This is a genomic window from Streptosporangium sp. NPDC004379, from assembly GCF_042873875.1.
In the GTDB taxonomy this organism is placed as follows: domain Bacteria; phylum Actinomycetota; class Actinomycetes; order Streptosporangiales; family Streptosporangiaceae; genus Streptosporangium.
In genome coordinates this window covers 235,913-254,780 of record NZ_JBIAMC010000012.1, presented here as the reverse complement: position 1 = coordinate 254,780, position 18,868 = coordinate 235,913, and the positions used below count along the sequence as shown (strand labels likewise).

Annotated in this window: 20 protein-coding genes, 1 pseudogene and 1 riboswitch; of the genes and pseudogenes, 8 read left to right on the top strand and 13 right to left on the bottom strand. The window is 72.7% G+C overall.

What is annotated here, in order from left to right; translation table 11 throughout:
- Positions 1 to 2: 2 nt before the first annotated feature.
- A pseudogene (locus ACFYSC_RS25640) lies at positions 3 to 517 on the top strand (IS5 family transposase); the annotation flags it as partial.
- A gap of 82 nt (positions 518 to 599) precedes the next feature.
- The gene (locus tag ACFYSC_RS25635) at positions 600 to 1,988 is read left to right on the top strand and encodes a S8 family serine peptidase (RefSeq protein ID WP_389966460.1); all 1,389 of its coding nucleotides are present in this window, start codon (positions 600 to 602) and stop codon (positions 1,986 to 1,988) included.
- A 64-nt stretch (positions 1,989 to 2,052) separates the two neighbouring features.
- On the opposite strand, the gene ACFYSC_RS25630 is transcribed toward ACFYSC_RS25635, so the two are convergent.
- On the bottom strand, positions 2,053 to 2,688 hold the full coding sequence (locus ACFYSC_RS25630; protein WP_389966457.1) for an SDR family NAD(P)-dependent oxidoreductase: 636 nt from the start codon (positions 2,686 to 2,688) through the stop codon (positions 2,053 to 2,055).
- An 84-nt stretch (positions 2,689 to 2,772) separates the two neighbouring features.
- Here ACFYSC_RS25630 and ACFYSC_RS25625 point away from each other — a divergent pair, with 84 nt between their 5' ends.
- The 4 genes from ACFYSC_RS25625 to ACFYSC_RS25610 all read left to right on the top strand — a co-directional run bounded on the left by ACFYSC_RS25625 (position 2,773) and on the right by ACFYSC_RS25610 (position 6,769).
- On the top strand, positions 2,773 to 3,132 hold the full coding sequence (locus tag ACFYSC_RS25625; RefSeq protein WP_389966455.1) for a LysR substrate-binding domain-containing protein: 360 nt from the start codon (positions 2,773 to 2,775) through the stop codon (positions 3,130 to 3,132).
- A gap of 93 nt (positions 3,133 to 3,225) precedes the next feature.
- Entirely contained in the window at positions 3,226 to 4,053 is an 828-nt protein-coding gene (locus ACFYSC_RS25620) for a DUF4253 domain-containing protein (RefSeq protein ID WP_362929972.1), read from the top strand.
- A 267-nt stretch (positions 4,054 to 4,320) separates the two neighbouring features.
- Positions 4,321 to 4,465, top strand: a riboswitch (cyclic di-AMP (ydaO/yuaA leader).
- A gap of 243 nt (positions 4,466 to 4,708) precedes the next feature.
- Entirely contained in the window at positions 4,709 to 5,494 is a 786-nt protein-coding gene (locus ACFYSC_RS25615) for a hypothetical protein (RefSeq protein WP_389966452.1), read from the top strand.
- Between the two features lie 417 nt (positions 5,495 to 5,911).
- Positions 5,912 to 6,769, top strand: coding sequence for an alpha/beta fold hydrolase (locus ACFYSC_RS25610; protein WP_362929976.1), 858 nt, complete (start codon positions 5,912 to 5,914; stop codon positions 6,767 to 6,769).
- 47 nt (positions 6,770 to 6,816) lie between these two features.
- Here ACFYSC_RS25610 and ACFYSC_RS25605 read toward each other — a convergent pair whose 3' ends face one another.
- The 6 genes from ACFYSC_RS25605 to ACFYSC_RS25580 all read right to left on the bottom strand — a co-directional run bounded on the left by ACFYSC_RS25605 (position 6,817) and on the right by ACFYSC_RS25580 (position 11,344).
- Positions 6,817 to 7,188, bottom strand: coding sequence for a hypothetical protein (locus ACFYSC_RS25605; protein ID WP_362929978.1), 372 nt, complete (start codon positions 7,186 to 7,188; stop codon positions 6,817 to 6,819).
- 12 nt (positions 7,189 to 7,200) lie between these two features.
- Positions 7,201 to 7,872, bottom strand: coding sequence for a roadblock/LC7 domain-containing protein (locus ACFYSC_RS25600; RefSeq protein WP_389966448.1), 672 nt, complete (start codon positions 7,870 to 7,872; stop codon positions 7,201 to 7,203).
- Positions 7,873 to 7,930: 58 nt separating this feature from the next.
- Entirely contained in the window at positions 7,931 to 8,905 is a 975-nt protein-coding gene (locus ACFYSC_RS25595; protein WP_389966446.1) for a hypothetical protein, read from the bottom strand.
- A gap of 4 nt (positions 8,906 to 8,909) precedes the next feature.
- A complete protein-coding gene (locus ACFYSC_RS25590; protein WP_362929984.1) occupies positions 8,910 to 9,287 on the bottom strand; it encodes a roadblock/LC7 domain-containing protein in 378 nt (125 codons plus the stop codon).
- Positions 9,288 to 9,450: 163 nt separating this feature from the next.
- Positions 9,451 to 10,662, bottom strand: coding sequence for a DUF4032 domain-containing protein (locus tag ACFYSC_RS25585; protein ID WP_389966443.1), 1,212 nt, complete (start codon positions 10,660 to 10,662; stop codon positions 9,451 to 9,453).
- Positions 10,663 to 10,696: 34 nt separating this feature from the next.
- Complete coding sequence (locus ACFYSC_RS25580; RefSeq protein ID WP_389966440.1) at positions 10,697 to 11,344, bottom strand: class II aldolase/adducin family protein; 648 nt, start codon at positions 11,342 to 11,344, stop codon at positions 10,697 to 10,699.
- A 103-nt stretch (positions 11,345 to 11,447) separates the two neighbouring features.
- Here ACFYSC_RS25580 and ACFYSC_RS25575 point away from each other — a divergent pair, with 103 nt between their 5' ends.
- On the top strand, positions 11,448 to 11,738 hold the full coding sequence (locus tag ACFYSC_RS25575) for a 4a-hydroxytetrahydrobiopterin dehydratase (RefSeq protein WP_389966437.1): 291 nt from the start codon (positions 11,448 to 11,450) through the stop codon (positions 11,736 to 11,738).
- Between the two features lie 206 nt (positions 11,739 to 11,944).
- Entirely contained in the window at positions 11,945 to 12,655 is a 711-nt protein-coding gene (locus ACFYSC_RS25570; RefSeq protein WP_389966434.1) for a hypothetical protein, read from the top strand.
- 66 nt (positions 12,656 to 12,721) lie between these two features.
- Here ACFYSC_RS25570 and ACFYSC_RS25565 read toward each other — a convergent pair whose 3' ends face one another.
- From ACFYSC_RS25565 to ACFYSC_RS25540, 6 genes are all read right to left on the bottom strand, one after another.
- Complete coding sequence (locus ACFYSC_RS25565) at positions 12,722 to 14,050, bottom strand: adenosylmethionine--8-amino-7-oxononanoate transaminase (RefSeq protein ID WP_389966431.1); 1,329 nt, start codon at positions 14,048 to 14,050, stop codon at positions 12,722 to 12,724.
- Positions 14,043 to 15,206 carry a biotin synthase BioB gene (gene bioB / locus ACFYSC_RS25560; RefSeq protein ID WP_389966428.1) on the bottom strand — a complete coding sequence of 388 codons (1,164 nt, stop codon included), beginning with the start codon at positions 15,204 to 15,206 and terminating at the stop codon, positions 14,043 to 14,045. The genes ACFYSC_RS25565 and bioB overlap by 8 nt, the downstream gene beginning before the upstream one ends.
- Positions 15,207 to 15,414: 208 nt before the next feature.
- Entirely contained in the window at positions 15,415 to 16,386 is a 972-nt protein-coding gene (locus tag ACFYSC_RS25555; RefSeq protein ID WP_389966425.1) for a pirin family protein, read from the bottom strand.
- 84 nt (positions 16,387 to 16,470) lie between these two features.
- Positions 16,471 to 17,421 carry a hypothetical protein gene (locus ACFYSC_RS25550; RefSeq protein ID WP_389966422.1) on the bottom strand — a complete coding sequence of 317 codons (951 nt, stop codon included), beginning with the start codon at positions 17,419 to 17,421 and terminating at the stop codon, positions 16,471 to 16,473.
- Positions 17,418 to 17,738 carry a hypothetical protein gene (locus ACFYSC_RS25545; RefSeq protein ID WP_389966419.1) on the bottom strand — a complete coding sequence of 107 codons (321 nt, stop codon included), beginning with the start codon at positions 17,736 to 17,738 and terminating at the stop codon, positions 17,418 to 17,420. The genes ACFYSC_RS25550 and ACFYSC_RS25545 overlap by 4 nt, the downstream gene beginning before the upstream one ends.
- 114 nt (positions 17,739 to 17,852) lie before the next feature.
- The gene (locus ACFYSC_RS25540; protein WP_362930004.1) at positions 17,853 to 18,701 is read right to left on the bottom strand and encodes a fused MFS/spermidine synthase; all 849 of its coding nucleotides are present in this window, start codon (positions 18,699 to 18,701) and stop codon (positions 17,853 to 17,855) included.
- Positions 18,702 to 18,868 lie beyond the last annotated feature (167 nt).

Here is an 18,868-nt window from a genome sequence, read left to right as displayed (position 1 = left end):
CGGACCTCGACGACTGCGCGGTGGGCGGCTCGCACATTGGGGCACTCAAAGGGGGGATTGCACCGGCCCCTCGCCGGTTGACCGGGGCCGCCCCGGCTCCAATCGCCATCTGATCGTCGACCGTCACGGAACCCCGCTCGCCGTCACGCTCACCGGTGGCAACCGGCACGATGTCACCCGGCTTCTGCCACTGCTGGACGCGGTCCCACCGATCCGGGGTCCACGCGGACGTCCCCGCCGCAAGCCCCGGCGTATGTACGCCGACCGGGGCTACGACTTCGACAAGTACCGCCGCCTGCTGTGGAATCGCGGCATCATGCCCAGGATCGCCCGACGCGGTGTCGCCCACGGCTCAGGACCGGGCAAGGTGCGTTGGGTGGTCGAGCGCGCCTTCGCCTGGCTGCACCGGTTCAAACGACTCCACGCCCGCTACGAACGACGCGCCGACCCCCACTACGGGCTGCTCGAACCGGCCTGCAGCCTCACATGCCTCCGCCGCCTGCGAACCTCACTCTGAAACGATCAGTTATAGGCATAAAGGGCCGCGTCCTACGGGGCACTCCTTCGACACCGCGGTGGCGGCCGACGGGCGGGAGGAGGTGGACGACGGACGGGCCACCGGCATGGCCGGGCTCATCGTGGGGCCCGGCGGCAGCGACATGCGCCTGCTCGGCATCGCGCCCGACGCCAGGATCCTGCCGGTCAACCTCGGCCGGAGATACGACCACGAGACCTACGGTCAGGCCATCCGCTGGGCCGTGCGGAACGACGCGCGGGTCATCGTGCTGTCGGAGAACCTCCGGTTCTGCCTCCAGGAGGACATCGAGGCCGTCCGCTACGCGCTTTCCAGTGATGTCGTGGTGGTCGCGGCGGCCGGTGACAACCGTGACGATTACAACCTCAGGTGCCCGGCGTCGATCCCGGGCGTCGTCTCGGTCGGCGGTACGACCCGGTCGGGGAGGTTGTGGTCCGGCTCCGTTGTGGGACGGCAGGTGGCGCTCGCCGCTCCCGCCGAGAAAATCATCGGTTCCTTGCCCCGCCGGGAGTCCGGCAACGGGTACGGCATCGGGAGCAGCACGGGCGACGCGGCGGCGATCGTGGCCGGGGTGGCGGCGTTGATCAGATCGAAGGAACCAGACCTGCGCGCGAGGGACGTGATCAACCGTCTGGTGAGCACCGCGCACGACAGCCCGCTCCTTTCTGACAAGGCGGCCTTCAGTCGCGGCGTCGTCGACCCGGTGCGGGCGCTGACCGCGAAGGTGAGGACCGTCAAGGCCAACCCGCTCGGCACCCCGCCCCCCTCACCCACTCCGACGCCCCGCCCGGAGCCCACCGAGGACGACGGGCCCTGGATCGAAGTCGGCGTCTCGAGCGTGCCGGGTGCGATCGCCCAGATGGTCGTCATGGTGCTGGTCCCGGTCCTCGTCGTGTTCTTCGTGATCCGCAACCGCCGCCAGGCGCGGCGCGCGGGCGCGGCGCCGGCCGTACCGCTTTCCCCGTCCGCCCCGCTCCCGCCGTACGGCGCGCCGCCCGGCGGGCCGGCCGTACCGCCTTCGCCGTACGGCATGCCGCCCGGCGGTCCGGTTCCCCCGCCGGGTGGGGCGTTCCCTCCGCCCGGCCCGGCGTACCTCCCGCACGGCCCGGGATCGCCGCATCCCCATCAGATGCCACCGCCGCACCCTCACCAGATGCCGCCGTCGCCGCACCTCTCCCATCAGGCGACCCCGTACCCGGCTCACCAGGCGCCGCAGCCGTCTCCGTATCCGGCTCACCAGGCGCCGCCCGGCCCGGCGCGTCACCCGCAGCCGCCTCCGCACGGTACGCCGGTCCCGCCGCACCCTCCCCGCGTGGAGCCCCCTCCGCACGCCGCACAGGGTCCGTACGGCCCGACGCCGCCCGTGCCGGGCCACGAGCCGACCGGGCCCGACGGCACGCGTGTCCTGCCGGCCGGACCCTGGCCGCCCCCGCCGTCTCCGGGACGGGGCTGAGCGTTCCCGCGCGGCCGGGAAGAGCGGGCCGGCCCACCGGTCCCCGGAGGAGGCGCCGGGCCGGTCAGGCGTCGAAGCCGGTACCGCGGGCCACCTTCTCCCAGGCGGCGAACTCCGCGCGGGCGTTCTCCAGACTGGCCGCGATCGCGTCGGCGGCGTCGTCGCCCAGCGGGAGGCGCAGCGGGGTCTCCTCCGCGTCGAGGGCGGCGAGGACGGCCGCCGCCTTGGCCGGGTCGCCGGGCTGCCTGCCGTCGGACTCCGGCAGGCCGGAGCGGACCGGGCCGACGACGGTCTCGTAGGCGGGGATGACGGCCGACTGCAGCAGGGCGCCGCCGCCGGCGAAGCCCGTCCTGAACGCCCCCGGCTCCACGACCAGCACCTTGATCCCGAATTGCGCGACCTCCTGGGCGAGCGCCTCCGAGAGCCCCTCCAGGGCGAATTTGGTCGCCGAGTAGGCGCCCACGCCCGGGAAGGTGAACCGGCCGCCCATGCTGCTCATCTGCACGATCGCACCCGATCCCTGGCGGCGCATGTGCGGCAGCACGGCCCGCGTCAGCGCCGCCGGGCCGAAGAAGTGCAGTTCCATCAGGTCGCGCAGCTCGCGGTCCGAGGTCTCCTCCACGGCGCCGACCAGTCCGCGCCCGGCGTTGTTGACCAGCACGTCCACGCGCCCGTACCAGAGGACGACCTCGGCGACCACGGCGGCGATCCGGGCGGTGTCGGTGACGTCCAGCCCGACCGCGACGACCCGCTCGCCGGTCGCGACGGCGTCTCCGTCATGGAGGTGGCCGGCGAGCCCCTGATGTGGACCGAACGGGCGCCGCGCGAATGGGTGGACTGGTGGGCGGTCAACCCCCGGCCGGACGGTTCCGCCCCGCGCTGGGGGCCGACCAACGACAACGTCGAGGAGATGCTGGAGCAGGTGGCCGAGGGCGCCGCCGTCTGCTTCGCCCCGTCGAGCATGGCCCGCTACTACGCCCGCCCCGACCTGGCCTGGGTGCCCCTCACCGACGTCGAGCCGCTGCGGGTGGCCCTGGCCTGGCCCAGGGGTGCGGACGACCCGCTGGTGCGCGGATTCGCCGAGGTGGTCCGCGAGCTCGCGGAGCCCGCGACGGCCCCTCGGCCCTCCCCGCGAGGGCCGTGAAGGCGGTGTTTTTCGGCCGCGCTGGGGGGAGAACTGTCCTCCCGCCGCCTGACAGGCCAAAATTGGTCCGTGGTCAGGATCGGATCGACAGGGATGAGCGATTGCGAGCGGGAGCAACTTCCGCCGTTGCTGGGCCAGCTGTTCGCCGGCGGCGGTGAGGGGCGGGCGCTCTCGGTCGAGCTGCCTCCAGGCGACGTGGTGTGGCCCGACCCCGGTTACTCCCAGCTGATGGTCGGTTATCGTCCGGCGTTCTGGCTCAGTGACGAGCCGGTCTCCGCCGGGCTGTGGTCCGGCCTGCGGGCCGAGCACCCGCGCTCGGGCCTGTGGCCGTTGCTGCTGGAGGACTCCGTCCAGCCGTGGTCGTCCGGGCAGATCGCCCCGGACACGGTGGAGGAGATCGACAACTATCACACCGCCGCCTTCATGGCGGAGGTCTGGGCCGACTGGACCGAGAGGGCGGACGCCGAGCAGCTGGAGCTGCTGGCTCCGTTCGGCGCGCGGTGCCCGGGTCCGGCCCCCGCGGGCAGGCTCGCCACCGACCCCGACGTGGTCGCCGACTGGTACGCCGGGCTGGTCGCCGAGCGCAGGACCCCTCTGGGCCTGGTGGCCGTCGACCGGGGGGCCGACGCGCTGGCCGTCATGGGGTGGCAGGGCGCGCTGAACCACAACGAGTGGATGGTCCCGCTGGCCGCCGTGGTGCGGAGCTGGGAGGAGCGGTTCGGGGCGCGGCTGGTGGGCGTGGGTTTCAACACCCTCGACCTGAGCGTCGCGGCGCCCCCCACGACGGCGGAGCACGCCCTGCACGTCGCGGCGGAGCACTGGACGTTCTGCCCGGACAGCGTCGTCTACAGCGCCGGCACGCTCGCCGGCTACGCCGAGCAGATCATGGGCAGGAACGCCTGGTCGTTCTGGTGGGACTGACCGGGGCGGGCGGCCGTTTCCCGGGGTTCCGGGCGGGACCGCGGGCCGCGGGAAATGGCGGCGGTGAATCACCCGTATGTGGTTCGCCACGGCGTGTACGCCCTGGTCCGCGCCGGTTCAGGGGCCGATAAACCGGATCATGTGCCCTTTCTTGGCCATAGAAGGTAGATCTTCTGGTCATTCCATGGGTTCTGCTTTGCTTTGTCTGATTTGCCCGGTAGTGTCCTAGTCATCGGCAGGTGACCTGCACCCTCATCCGAGGGGGCGACCGGGCCGACGTCGAATCCCGAAGCCGTCATGGCATGGGAGCCGGGGACCCACCTTCCGGGGTGAATCCGCCGCGAACGCGGTGGTAGGGCACTCCACCGCCCGAACCCGTCAGCTAACCCGGTAGACGAGATGGAGAGGAGATCCCTCAGTGGGAGACCGCGCCACCTTCGTACCGGTATACCGCATTTCGCTGCCGGTCCTCTGAGACTTTCACATCCCCTGGGTTCTTCCGCCGCGATCGGTCGCGGCATCCCCCAGCGCTCCGTGTAGCGCCACCTGATCCATCCCTGCGCCTCTTCTTCCCTGTGAGCGCGACCCCGCCGACGCCTCCCTTCACGCATGGCGTCCGGCTGCCCCGTTCCCTCGCGAAAGAGTTCGTTTCCTCATGCCTTCCCTGGATCCCCGCACGTCCGCCCGCAAGACCCGATACGCCGTCGCCGGCCTGGTCGGCGCCGGGCTCCTCGCCTCCGCCGCCGCCGTCTCGGCCCTCCCCTCGGTCGACCGGGACGCGCCCGCCGCCTCGGCGGCCGGCGCCGGGGTCACCGCGGTGAGCGAGCCGGTCGCGGCCGCGGTCCCCGAGGCCGCCCCCGCCCAGGCCGCCGCCGCTCCCGAGCAGGCCGCTCCCGAGCAGGCCGCTCCCGAGCAGGCCGCTCCCGGGCAGGCCGCCGCGCCAGAGCAGGCCGCCCCCGCCAAGCCGCAGAAGGTCACCAAGACCGTCATGCTGAAGGGCCAGACCAAGGCCTCCTACTTCTGGGACGACTCCTCCGGCCGCGCCGGTGACACCGGCCTCCCCGCCAGTGGCAAGCCGATGCAGAAGGGCATGATCGCCAGCCCGAGCTGGCCGCTGTTCACCGAGGGCTACGTCATCTACAAGGGCAAGAAGGCCAAGTTCTTCGTCGGCGACCGCGGCCCCGGCGTCCCCTCCAGCAGCGGCGTCATGATCGACCTCGACGCCAAGACCTTCGCCGACCTGACCGGCGGCACGTTCAACCCCGGCACCCTCGGCGTGGACGGCAACGGCGGCATGGGCCACATCAAGGTCGACTACGTCATCACCAAGTGGGGCGACGGTCCGGGCAAGAAGAACGACCCGGTCCCCTTCTCCACCGGTGCCTGGGGCAAGCGGGACGGCGACCCGGCCAAGCCGGTCCAGATCACCGTCAAGCCGTAACCGGCCGGAACGGCGCCGCCGCACCGTCACGGCGGCGCCGCACCGTCACGGCGGCGCCGCACCGTCACGGCGGCGCCGCCGGACCGTCACGACGCCGCCCCGCGCCAGGGCGGCACCGTCGGGCCGTGACGGCTCACCGGGTCATAAGGGTTCCACCGGGCCGTGACGGCCCGGTCAGGCCGTGACGGCCGGAAGCGAAGAGCTTCACCTCAGCCTTTCCTGGACACGGGAGCGGACGCCGGCGCAGGGCGTCCGCTCCTGCTTTTCGCTCTCCGGCCCTTCGGCACGGGATGTCTTGCCCCGACCTGGGCAGAATGACATTCTGTTCCGGGTTACCGGTCCGTCGTCTCCGGGCGGCGGGAACCGTCAGGGCGGCCACCCGGCCCGCCCGCGGACGGACGGGGGAGAGGGAGCGACATGACGACGCGCGTCCGGGCCAACGGCATCGAGATCGCCTACGAGACCTTCGGGTCTCCCGGCGACCGGCCGCTTCTGCTGATCATGGGTCTCGGCGCCCAGATGATCCACTGGGACGAGGAGTTCTGCGAGCTGCTCGCCGGCCGCGGGCACCACGTGGTGCGGTTCGACAACCGCGACGCCGGCGAGTCCACCCACCTGAACGACGCCGGGGCGCCCGCCCTCGGCGGCGGCCGGGCCCCCTACCTGCTCGACGACATGGTCGACGACGCCGCCGGGCTGCTCGACGCGCTCGGCTGGGAATCGGCCCACGTGGTCGGCGCCTCGATGGGCGGCATGATCGCCCAGGCGATGGCGATCGGCCATCCGCGCCGGGTGCGGAGCCTCACCTCGATCATGTCCACCCCCGGCCACGCGGTCGCCCCGCCCACCGAGGCGGCGATGGCGGTGCTCATGGCGCCGCCGCCGCCCGACCGCGAGGCCGCGATCCGTCAGGCGCTGAGCACCTGGGAGATCCTCGGATCCCCCGGATACCGGATGGACCGCGAGCGCGTCGCCCAGATCACCGAACTCAGCTACGACCGCGGCCTCGACCCGGCCGGGACCGCCCGGCAGCTCGCCGCGATCCTGGCCTCGGGCGACCGTACGGCGCTGCTCGGGAAGATCACCGTACCCACCCTCGTACTGCACGGCGAGGCCGACCAGCTCATCCCGGTGGCCGGGGGGATCGCCACGGCGGACGCGATCCCCGGCGCCAGACTGGTCACCTTCCCCGGCATGGGCCACGACCTGCCGCGCCTGCTCTGGCCGGCCTTCGCCGACGCGATCGGTGAGCTCACCGCCTCCGCCGAGCGGTGAGCTCCGGTACGGCCCGCGCTCCCGGTGCGCGGAGCCGTACCGGAGGATCAGACCTCGAGTCTCTCCTCGATCATCCGCAGGGTGTGCCGGGCCAGCGCCAGGTTGCCCCGGTTGCGGTCCAGCGCCAGGTACAGGAAGAGACCCTTGCCGCTCCGGCCGGTGACCGGGCGGATGATGTGGTACTGCGCGCTGAGCGTGATGAGGATGTCCTCGATGGTGTCCTTGAGGCCGAGGGAGTCCATCGTCCGCAGCTTGGCCTTGACGACCTCGGTGTTGCCCGCCGCGGCCACCTGGAGGTCCAGGTCCTTGGAGCCGCCGAGCGCGCCCAGCGCCATGCCGCTGTTGTAGTCGACGACGACCGCGCCGACCGCGCCGTCGATGCCCATCATTTCCTTGAGAGAGATATCCATGTTGCCCATGTCTGACTCCGATCAGTGGGTTGTCGATGTGCGGGACGTGAGGGCGGCCATTCTCACCGCCGTCTTGCGGCCCTCCAGGCGCAGCAGCCCGAGGTTGGTCCCGGGCCGGGCGAGCACCGTGAGGACGATCGTGGGGCCGGCGGCGTAGAAGGCCGCGTAGCCGTTGTCACCGGAGATCAGCGTCTCCTCGAAGGAGCCCTTGTCGGCCATGGCCGTCAGCCGGCTGCTGAGCGCGAGCACCGCGGAGGACAGCGCGCCGATCTGCTCGGTCTCGCCTCGCAGGTCGCTCGCCAGCGTCAGGCCGTCCACGCTGCAGGCGATGCTTCCGTTCACCTCCGGCACGCGCTCGCGCAGCAGCGCCATCTCCTCGTGCAGCCGGTCGCGCAGCAGGGCCAGCTCCCGCCGGGCCCGCTCGCGGCGCGACACCCCCTCCCCGTCCGGCGTGGAAGGGGTCTGTGCGGGGGACGCCGGTACGGTGCCCGGCGTGCCCGGCGTGCCCGCTCCGGACGGTCCGGACGGTCCGGACGGTCCGGACGGTCCGGACGGTCCGGTGGCGGGTCCGGGAGACTCGGCGCCGGACTCGCGGAACGGCACGAGGTCCCGGTCGCGGGACGCGGCGGGCTCCGGGTACGGCCGGTCGCGTGTCGGCAGCGTCGCCTGCGGTTCCCGGTCACGCGCCTCCACCGGCGGTCTCCTTCCGATCAGCTTCAACGTCCGCAACCTCAGCGGCATCGGGACGAGCTCATGTCAGTGCCTCCAGTGCGTTCCTCAGCCGGATGAGCAGGTTCACGTCGGCGGGGTCCCCGGTCGCCGCGGGGAGCCACCGCGCGGACGCGGTGCCCCCCGCGGCGCCGTCCCGGGGTTCCCCGCCCGCCCGGGGCTCCCCGGTGGTCTTCGGGCGCCGCGGCAGCGCCGGCGGGGCCGACGGCGTCTGCGGCTTCTGCGGGAGTGACGGTGCCTGTGAAGCCCGCGGCGTCTGCGGGGGTGACGGCGCCTGCGGGATCCGGGACGCCGGTGCCCCCGTCCCGGAGACGGGCGCGACCCCGGGCCGTTCGCCCGGTTCCGGGACGCGGAGCAGCCCCGCCGCGGCCAGCCGCCGTACGGCGAGCAGCACCGAGTAGGCGGGCCGGCCGAGTCTGCGCGCCAGCTCCGCGGGGGTGGCGGCGGAGTCGGCCGCGACCAGGACCTCCCACTGCAGTGAGGTCAGCACCACCCGCTGGGCGGGGATGCGCGCCAGGGGGACGACCGGGAGCGTGTCCAGCTCGCCGGACGGCCAGGCACGGTCCAACTGGGCCCTCCTCCGCTCGCACTCCCGGGACAGCCCGGCGACGTCGAAGTACCACTGGGGTCCGAGCCAGTGCCGGTCCCCGGAACGGAACCCCTTCCGGTGCGCGGCCGCGCCGGACAGGAAGTACGCGGCGTCGAGCACCGCGCTCAGCACGCAGAACTCCAGCTCGCCGCGGGTCAGCACGCCCTGCCCGACCAGCCGTTCACCGCCCGGCCGGTCCTCGGTGGCCGCCTGCCTGGCCTGCCGTACGGCCTGCGCCGGGATCCTGTCGCCCGCGGTCAGCAGTTCCTCCAGCCTTGGGACGGCCGGGGTCTCGGCGTAGGTCACCCGGCCGTCGGTCAGGTAGACCGTCCCCGCCTCGTCCAGGCGCAGCGCGCCGGTGACGCGGTCCTCGGCCAGGTCGCTGAGAACGCTCTCCATCGTCGGCATGGCGTCACGTCGTGACGAGTCGGCCGGAAATGGACCGCAGGCGGTGGCGGGCGAGGGCGAGGTTCGAGCGTTCAGGGTCAAGGCGGACATAAATCACCAGCGGGCCGTCGAAGGCCGTTTCCATCGGCCGGAGTAAATGATGTCCGTTATCCGCGGTTACGATCATGTCGTTTATTCGGATCGTTCCGCCGGGTGAATTCAGGGCGAGGCCGTCCATCGCGGCCCGCAGGGTCTCGCTCAGTGCGGCGGCCGCCCCGTCGACGTCCTCGTCGCGGCCGCCGCCCACCGCCACCGCCATCCCGCTGGTCTGGTCGATCAGCAGCGCGTCCAGCGCGCCGGGGATGGCCATGGCCTCCGTCACGCAGTCTTCGATTCCGAGCACGGGACCTCCCTCGCCGACGACTCCAAGGCGTCGCCCGGTCAGCGTAGGGACATTCCTGAGGAAGGAAGCTTTCTATGTGAAAGATAGATATGTCAGGAGGTGATATTTCCCATCCGAGGATAAGGATGTTCATCCCTAGGGGGGAAACATCATCCACCCCGGCTCATTCATCGGAGATGAGCGCTTCCTCATACGGCTTGTGAACGAGAACGTGCTTCACGTACGACTCCACCGCGGCGGTCAGCCCGACGTCACCGCCGGCCTCCTCCGACAGGAACCAGCGGTGGTCCAGCACCTCGTGGAAGAACTGGGCCGGCTCCAGCTTGCCGCGCAGCTCCCCGGGGACCGCGTCCACCGTCGGCAGGAAGACCTCCGCGAGCCAGCGGTGCGCCACGATCGCCTCGTCCTCGTGGCGCAGGCCGTGCGACACCCGGAAGGAGTCGAGATCGTTGAGCAGCCGCCTGGCCTGGTTCTCCTCCACGTCCAGGCCGGTCAGGCGCAGGAGCCGGCGCTGGTGGTGGCCGGCGTCCACGACCTTGGGACGGACGATCAGCCGCCCGGTGCCCGCCTTGCGGCGGACCATCATCTCGGCGACGTCGAAGCCCAGGGAGTTCAGCCGGCGGATGCGCTGGTCGATGACGTGCCAGTCCACCTCCTCGATGATGGCGTCGGAGGTGAGCTCGCCCCACAGGCCGTGGTAGCGGTCGCGGGCCGAGCCGGCGACCTCCTCGGGGTCGATGGAGGGGTGCAGCAGGCCGCCCGCCTGGAGGTCCAGCATCTCCCCGAAGATGTTGACGTGCGCCACGTCGATGTCGTACAGGCGCTGCCCCTCGCTGATCATCGGGTGCAGCTCGCCGGTCTCGGCGTCCACCAGGTAGGCGGCGAACGAGCCCGCGTCCCGGCGGAACAGCACGTTCGACAGCGAGCAGTCGCCCCAGTAGAACCCGGTCAGGTGCAGCCGCACGAGCAGCACGGCGAGCGCGTCCAGCAGCCGGTTGAGCGTCTCGGGCCGCAGCGTGCCCGACATGACCGCGCGGTAGGGCAGCGAGAACTGCAGGTGACGGGTGATGAGCGCGGAGTCCAGCGGCTCCCCGTCCGGGCCGGTCCGCCCGGTGACCACGGCCACCGGCTCCACCGCCGGGGTGTCCATCCGGTGCAGGTCCCACAGCAGGCGGTACTCCCGCTTGGCGTAGTACTCGCTGATCTCCTTGATCGCGTAGACCCGGCCCGACAGGCGGGCGAAGCGTACGACGTGCCGCGAGATGCCCCGCGGGAGCGAGACGAGGTGGTGCTCGGGCCACTCGGCGAGCGGCCGGTCCCAGGGCAGCCGGATCAGGTCGGGATCGCCGGGGGTGCCGGTGAGCTGCAGGGGCATGGGTCGAACCTCCGACGGGGGTGGGGCGGGGCGGTCAATCGCCGCGGCGCGGGAACTCCGGGGGATTCCGGGAACGGTGGGTCACCGCGGCGAGCTGCTCCTCGGTGAGCACCCGGGGCTCGCCCACGGACCTGGCGCGGACGTAGACCTCGCAGAGCCACTCCAGCAGCCGGGCCGCCTCGAAGGCGGTCTCCAGGTCGTCGCCGACGGTGACCCCGCCGTGGTTGGCCAGCAGCGCGGCGCGCCTGCCGTCGAGCGCGGCCCGGACGTTGGCGGCCAGCTCGGGCGTGCCGTAGGTGGCGTATCCGGCCACCCGGACGACGCCGCCCAGCAGCAGGGTGTTGTAGTGGATCGGCGGCAGCTCGGTCATGGTCGTGGCGATCACGGTGCCGAAGGTGGAGTGGGTGTGCACCACGGCCCGGACGTCGGCGGAGGCGTACACCGCCAGGTGCATCGGGGTCTCCGAGGACGGCTGGAGATCCCCGTCGACCAGGCGGCCCCCGACGTCGACCACCGGGCACGACTCCGGCTCCAGCCGGTCCAGGGCGCCCCCGGCCGGGGTGACCGCGACCAGGTCGCCCGCGCGTACGCTGAGGTTCCCGGACGTCCCGAGCACAAGTCCGGTCTCGACCACCCGGCGGCCGTACTCACACAGCAGGCGCCGCTGCTCCGCCAGCAACATGCGATCAAAGTAGGCGTTCGCGACGAAAGGCAGCAAACCCGGTCCACGCACCGGACGCCGGGCCGTACCCGCGCGGCCGTCCCCGGTGTGATGTCATGGCCCGATGGACCCGCTTGACGACTCCGCCGTGACCCGGAAGATGAACGACGTACCCGAATGGTGGCTGGAGGGCCATGAGATCTGCCGCGTGATCGAGGCCCGCGACTTCCCCACCGCGATCCGCATCGTCGACGAGATCGCCGTCGAGGCGGAGAAGCTCAACCACCACCCCGACATCGACATCCGCTGGCGCAAGCTCAGCTTCGCCCTGACCACCCACGACGCGGGCGGCCTGACCGAGCTGGACTTCGCCCTGGCCGCGCGGATCGACGAGATCGCCGCCTCCCACGCCTGACGGCGGCGGCGGGAACGGCCGGCCGGCGGGGAGACCCGCTCGCCGGGGCGGGCCCGGGAGGACGGCGGACCACCGGACGGCGGCGCGGGCGGCCGCTCCCGGCCGGCGGTGGGGCGGCCGCGACGGGAACGGCGAATACCATGCGTGATCATGCGGTCACTCAATAGAGTGGCCGCCCACGCCGTATCCGCCGAAGGAGATGCCGTATGCGTGCCGCCGTCGTCGTCCTCGCCGCCGCCGGGCTGCTCTGCGCGGCCTGCGGGGAGCAGCGGGAGGTGGCGTCCCACCCGGTGGGCCACATCCCCGCCCAGGACCCCATCCCGGCCCAGGACCCGCCTCCGGCCGCGGTCCGTCTCTCCGGGGGCGGAGTGCTCACCGCGGCCACCCCCAAGGCCACGGCGATCGTCTACGACGCCGCGCTGGCGCCGCCCGGCGCCTCGGTCCAGGTGACCGCCGAGTCGGGGTCGGTGTTCGCCGTCACCACGGCCACGGTCAGCGGCTTCCTCCCCGGCCGGACGTACGGCGCGCACCTGCACGTCGACCCCTGCGGGAAGAAGCCCGCCGCCGCCGGCCCGCACTTCCGGCGACCCGGTGACCCCGGCCACTCACATCCCGGCACGGACCACGGACCCGGGGCGAAGGCCGGTCACGGGCATGACGCGAAGGGCGGTCACCCGCGTGCCGACGCGGGGCACGGGCACGAGACCGCCGGGGCGAGCGCCGCCACCGAGTTCTGGCTCGACTTCACCACCGACGCCACCGGGGCGGCCACGGCCACCTCCCGGCAGGACTGGGCGTTCACCCCGGCCCATCGGCCCCGCTCCCTCGTCATCCACGCCGAGCCCACCAAGGCGTCCGGCCCCGACGCCGGCGCGGCCGGCGCCCGCGTCGCCTGCGTCACCCTCATGCCGAGCTGACCGCGCCGCGCCTCGCCCGCGTCACCCCCATGCCGAACCGACAGCCGTACGTCGCCCGCGTCACTCTCATGCCGAGCCGACCGCGTCGGCGGCCGCCACGAGCGCGGCCGTGATCCGGGCCAGATCGGCGTCATCGGTGACGTAGGGCGGCATGGTGTAGATCAGGTCGCGGAACGGCCGGATCCACACCCCGTGCCGTACGGCGGCGCGGGTCGCCGCGACCCGGTCCGCCTCCCGGTCGAGCTGGATCACCCCGATCGCGCCGAGGACCCGCACGTCGCGGACGCCGTCCAGCTCACGGGCCGGGGCCAGCCCCGCCCGCAGCCCGGCCTCGACCCGCTTGACCCGCGCCTCCCATGCCCCGTCGCCGAGCAGGTCGAGGGAGGCGCAGGCCACGGCGGCGGCCAGCGGGTTGGCCATGAAGGTGGGCCCGTGGGCGAGCACGGGATATTCCCCGCGGCCGATGCCGTACGCCACCTCCGAGGTGCACAGGGCGGCGGCCATGGTGAGGTAGCCGCCGGTGAGGGCCTTGCCCACGCACATCACGTCGGGCGAGACGGCCGCGTGGTTCGCGGCGAAGAAGGCGCCGGTGCGGCCGAAGCCGGTGGCGATCTCGTCGAAGACCAGCAGCACGTCGTGGGCGTCGCACAGCTCGCGCAGCGCCCGCAGGTAGCCGGGGGAGTGGAAGCGCATGCCGCCGGCGTTCTGCGCCACCGGCTCGACGACGACCGCCGCCAGCTCGTGCGCGTGCCGTCCGATCAGATCGGCCAGGTGGGCGAGGTAGGCGGGGTCGGGTTCGGTGTCGAACCCCTGGGGCGGCGCGTCGGCGAAGACCTGCCGCGGCAGCACCCCGGTCCACAGGGCGTGCATCCCGCCTTCGGGGTCGCACACCGACATCGGCAGGAAGGTGTCGCCGTGGTAGCCGCCGCGCCAGGTCAGCAGGCGGTGCTTGGCCGGCCTGCCGAGCGAGCGCCAGTACTGCAGGCACATCTTGACGGCCACCTCGACCGACACCGAGCCGGAGTCGGCCAGGAAGACGTGCTCCAGCGGATCGGGGGTGACCTCCACCAGCCGGGCGGCCAGCCGGATCGCCGGCTCGTGGGTGAGCCCGCCGAACATCACGTGGCTCATCCGGCCCAGCTGGTCGCGGACGGCGGCGTCCAGCGCCGGGTGGCCGTATCCGTGGATGGCGGCCCACCACGACGACATGGCGTCGATCAGCTCGGTCCGGCCCTCGACGGGCTCGGCCAGGCGCAGCCGTACCCCGGAGGCGGACTCCACCAGCAGCGGGGCCTCCTGCCCCGGCATCGGCCCGTACGGGTGCCAGACGTGCGCCCGGTCCAGCTCCAGCAGTCGCGCGACGTCGCCCCGGGCGGGCGTGCCGGGGTCAGGCATTGGGCGGCAGGTCGGTACCCGCGCCGCGACGGCGCAGCGCGACCAGGTCGGTGCGGGCGGGCGCCGGGGAACCGGCGGCGCCGGTGGACGCGTCGGCGGCCGTGCCCTCCCGATCGGCGGCGGGGGCGGGGGCCGTGTCACCGTCCCGGGTACGGCGGTGCTCGGGAAGCGACGGCTCACCGGCCTGCTCGACCTCGAAGCCCGCGTCGGCGATCATGTCGAGGTCGGCCGCGCCCGGCTGCCCCTCGCTGGTGAGGTAGTCGCCCAGGAAGATGGAGTTCACCACGTGCAGGGCGAGCGGCTGGAGGGTTCGCAGGTGGATCTCCCGGCCGCCGGCGAGCCGTACCTCCACGTCGGGGCAGACGAACCGGGTCATCGCCAGGATCCGCAGGCAGTGCTGCGGGGTCAGCGTCCAGTTCTCCGACAGCGGGGTGCCCTCGAAGGGGATCAGGAAGTTCACCGGCACCGAGTCCACGGCCAGCTCGCGCAGCGCGAGGACGGTGTCCACCAGGTCCCCGGGGGTCTCTCCCATGCCCGCGATCAGCCCCGAGCAGGCCGACAGGCCCGCCTCGTGGGAGCTGCGCACCGTCCGGACGCGGTCGGCGAAGGTGTGCGTGGTGCAGATCTCGCCGTAGACCTCCTCGGAGGTGTTGAGGTTGTGGTTGTAGGCGTCCACTCCGGCCTCGCGGAGCCGGGTGGCCTGCCGGTCCGACAGGAGTCCCAGGCAGGCGCAGATCTCCACGTCCGGGGCGCGGTCCTTGATCGCCGCGATGGTGTCGGCCACCCGCTCGACGTCGCGGTCGGTGGGCCCGCGCCCGCTGGCCACCAGGCACACGCGCTTGGCGCCGCCCGCCACGCCCGCTTCGGCGGCCTCCGCCGCCTCCTGCGGTTTGAGCCAGCTGTACTTCAGGATGCCCGCGGTCGAGCCGAGCCGCTGGGAGCAGTAGGAGCAGTCCTCCGGGCACAGGCCGGACTTGAGGTTGACGAGGTAGTTGAGCTTGACGCGGTTCGCGAACCACCGCCTCCGCACGCGTCCCGCCGCGGCGACCACCGCCAGCAGGTCGTCGTCGGAGGTCGCCAGCACCGCCAGCGCCTCCTCGCGCGTCGCGGACTCGCCGCGCATGCCCTTGTCCACCAGCCGGGTCAGCAGATCCATGGAACCGATCTTCGGACCCGGCGCCGGTCAGCCCAATGGCCGGACCGGACAAAGGTCCGGCCGTGAAGTTTGTAGGGCGCTGTGCGGGGCGGGGAGGTATCGGGCCTTGGAGGCGGCCGGCGGGACCGGCCGGCGCGGGGCGGGCGGACCTCGCTCCACGAGCCGCCCATGGCCTGGCCGGATCCGTCCCCGCGCGGCCCGGCGTGCCCTACAGGCCGCCCCCGGACATTCCGTGCACGGTCGGGATCGTGCCCAGCCGGCCTCTCTGGAAGTCCTCGAACGCCTGCTGAAGCTCTTGCCGGGTGTTCATGACGAACGGGCCGTAGTGAGCGATCGGCTCCCGGATCGGCCGCCCGCCCAGCAGCACGACCTCCAGGTCGGGCGTGTGGGAGTCCTGCTTCTCGTCCGCGCGGACGGTCAGCGAGCCGCCGCCGCCGAAGACCGCGGTCTGGCCCAGGTGGATCGGCCGGCGCTCGGCGCCGGCCGCCCCGCGGCCCGCCAGGACGTACGCGAGGCCGTTGAAGTCCTCCCGCCACGGCAGCGTGATCTCCGCGCCCGGCGCCAGCGTCGCGTGGATCATGGTGATCGGCGTGTGCGTGACGCCGGGACCCTCGTGGCCGTCCAGTTCGCCCGCGATGACGCGCAGGAGCGCGCCTCCGTCCGGGGAGGTGAGCAGCTGGACGCTGCCGCCGCGGATGTCCTGGTAGCGGGGGGCCATCATCTTGTCCCTGGCCGGGAGGTTCACCCACAGCTGGAGGCCATGGAAGAGCCCGCCGGACATGACCAGGTGCTCCGGCGGAGCCTCGATGTGAAGCAGGCCGGAGCCGGCCGTCATCCACTGGGTGTCGCCGTTGGTGATCGTGCCGCCACCGCCGTGGGAGTCCTGGTGGTCGAAGACGCCGTCGATGATGTAGGTGACGGTCTCGAAGCCGCGGTGCGGGTGCCACGGGGTTCCCTTCGGCTCCCCGGGCTGATACTCCACCTCGCCCATCTGGTCCATCATGATGAACGGGTCCAGATGGCGGTGATGGATCCCCGCGAACGCCCGGCGGACGGGGAAGCCCTCACCCTCGAAACCGCTCGGTGCGGTCGTCACGCCGATCACGGGGCGCGGCACGGCGTCCGCCGGCGCGGCCACACGCGGCAGGGTCAGCGGGTTATCGACGGTCACGGCGGGCATTTACGGCTCCTTCCAAAGAACTCGTTGACGTCAACTCAGTTGATACTTCAACTATTCCGTGCCGGACAGGCGCGGGTCACCGGGTCATCCGGGGGCCTTGCCGCGCTGTGCCGTACCGATGAAGAGCTTGCCGGTGAGCTGCTCCGGGGTGGGCGCCAGGTCGGTCCCGGTTTTTCCGCTCAGCGCGTTGTAGGTGACGGTGTAGGAGGTCGACCCGGTGTAGTAGGAGGCGAAGTCCCCCAGGTCGTTGTTCCGGAACACCCGGGACAGGGGGCCTGCCTTGGTGAGGTCCCAGACGCCGAAGAAGACCAGGCAGGAGGCGAAGTCCTTCATGGTCGCCACCGCGTTGTCCTCGAAGGAGCCGGGGTCGTCGCCGAAGGCCGCCTTCGCGCCGATCGACAGGGCGGTGTCGCCGAGCGCGAAGAAGGCGCTGCCCGCGACGTACGTCGCCGCCTTCTCCCGCACGATCTGCGCGACGTGCCGTTCGAGGAGCTGCCCGATGAGCCGGGCCCGCATCCGCCGGTACAGGCGTTCGGCGGCCCACTTGACGGCGGCCGTGCCGGGCCCGCCCAGCCACGGCCAGGATCCGGCGAACGCCAGCTGCGCCATGCTCGTCGCGGCCAGGACCTCCAGGGCGTGCCGGGTCGCCTCGACCGCCTCCGCGTACCCCTCGCACGCCTCGGCCGTCATCTCGCAGTGGGCGGCGACGGCCCCCGCGTACTCCTCGAAGGAGAGGCGGACGCCCTCGTCCCCGCCGCCGGTGGGGCGCGCGGCGACGGCCAGCAGGCCGCCCTGCCAGAACCGCCGGAACGCCGTGCTGCCCTCGCCGGGGTGGTCCCGCCACATCCGCGCCGCCACCGGGTCGAGGGCGTTCGCCGCTCTCCGGACCCGCTCGCCGAGCGACCTCCAGACGGCCGCCGCGGCGCGCGCCCCTTCCGGGTCGCCCTCCGGCCAGTGCTCGTACACGTCGTAGGCGACGAGGGCCGCCATCCCGGTGAGGCCCAGCGGGTACAGCGCCGGGCGTCCGAGCCTCACCACGGCATCCGCGGCACGTGGGAGATGGCCTCCCACTCGGCGGCCTCGACGTTCGTTCCCATGGTGAAGATGCGGTCCCCGATCCGGACGCAGAGGCCCCCGAGCGCGTGCGCCTCGCCCATGACCCCCTCGGCCATGTCCCGGTAGCCCGGTGATCCGGAGTCGCCGTGGTAGAAGATCCTCCCGGCCTGGTCGTCGCCCCAGAAGTTTCCCACCGCGTACAGTTCGTTCGCCTCGGCGACGGCCGCCTCGGTCAGCTCGGCGCCCTCCGTCGTGAAGGGTCTCGCGACGGACTGCTTCACGGCGTCGGGAGACATGATCATGTACGGTACAAAACCTTCTTTACCCACATGAAAATAGTATATTGCGATCACCGTGACGTCTCCCCGGTGGTGGCCGAGAGGGGTTCGGCCGTCCGCCGCGCCCCGCGCTCAGCCGAACACGCCCGGAGGCGGGACCGGGGTGACCACCGGGTCGCCGTCACGCAGCGGTGGCGCTCCGGCGACGAAGTCGGTCAGCGCCCTGCCGTACACGCACCTGGCCTGGGTGAGACCTCCCGCGCTCCGGCGGGTCAGGCCGTCGGTGGGCAGCTCGGCGCGGGACGCGGCGACGATGAGGTTGCCGAAGCGGCGTCCCCGCAGCACGCCCGGTTCGGCGAGCAGGGCGGTGTGCGGGAAGACGCCGCCGACGGTGGCGAGCAGCCGGCGGGCGAAGGCCAGGCCCTTGCCGTCGGCGACGTTGACGAGCAGGGTGCCGCCGGGGCGCAGGACGCGGACGACGTCGTCCATGTACTCGCGGGTGGCCAGGTCGAGCGGCATCGTGGCGCCGCTGAAGGCGTCGAGCACGAACAGGTCGGCCGAGGCGTCCGGCAGCGCGGCGGTCGCGGTGCGGCCGTCGAGGATCCTGACCTTGAGCCGGGGCACCGACTTCAGGCGGAGCTGGTCCCTGACGAGCTGGACGAGACCGCCGTCCGGCTCGACGACGATCTGCCGCGACCCCGGACGGGTCGCGGCGACGTAGCGGGGCAGCGTGCAGGCGCAGCCGCCCACGTGCACGGCGTCCACCGGCCCCTCCGCGAGGAGGTCGATCACGATGGCCATGAGCTGGACGTACTCGAAGTCGAGGTACGTGGGATCGTCCAGGTCCACGTAGGACTGGGGCACACCCCCGGAGGAGATCACCCACCCGGTGGGCCGGTCGAGGTCGGCCAGGAGCTCTACCTCGCCGAAGGTGACCGGGTAGCGGCCCGGCATCGGCTCCCGTGGTTCCCGCCTGCTCATGGCCCGCGGCCCGCCTCTCCTGGTACGTCGTCTCCCGGCCGTCCATCCTTCCAGGTCCGCTCGCCCTTCCGGGTGAACGGGCGTCCCGCCGGGCGGCTCGCGTTCCCGGGGTGAACGGGCGTCCCGGCCGGGCGCGCGCTTCGGGGTGAACGGGTGACCCGTCGGGC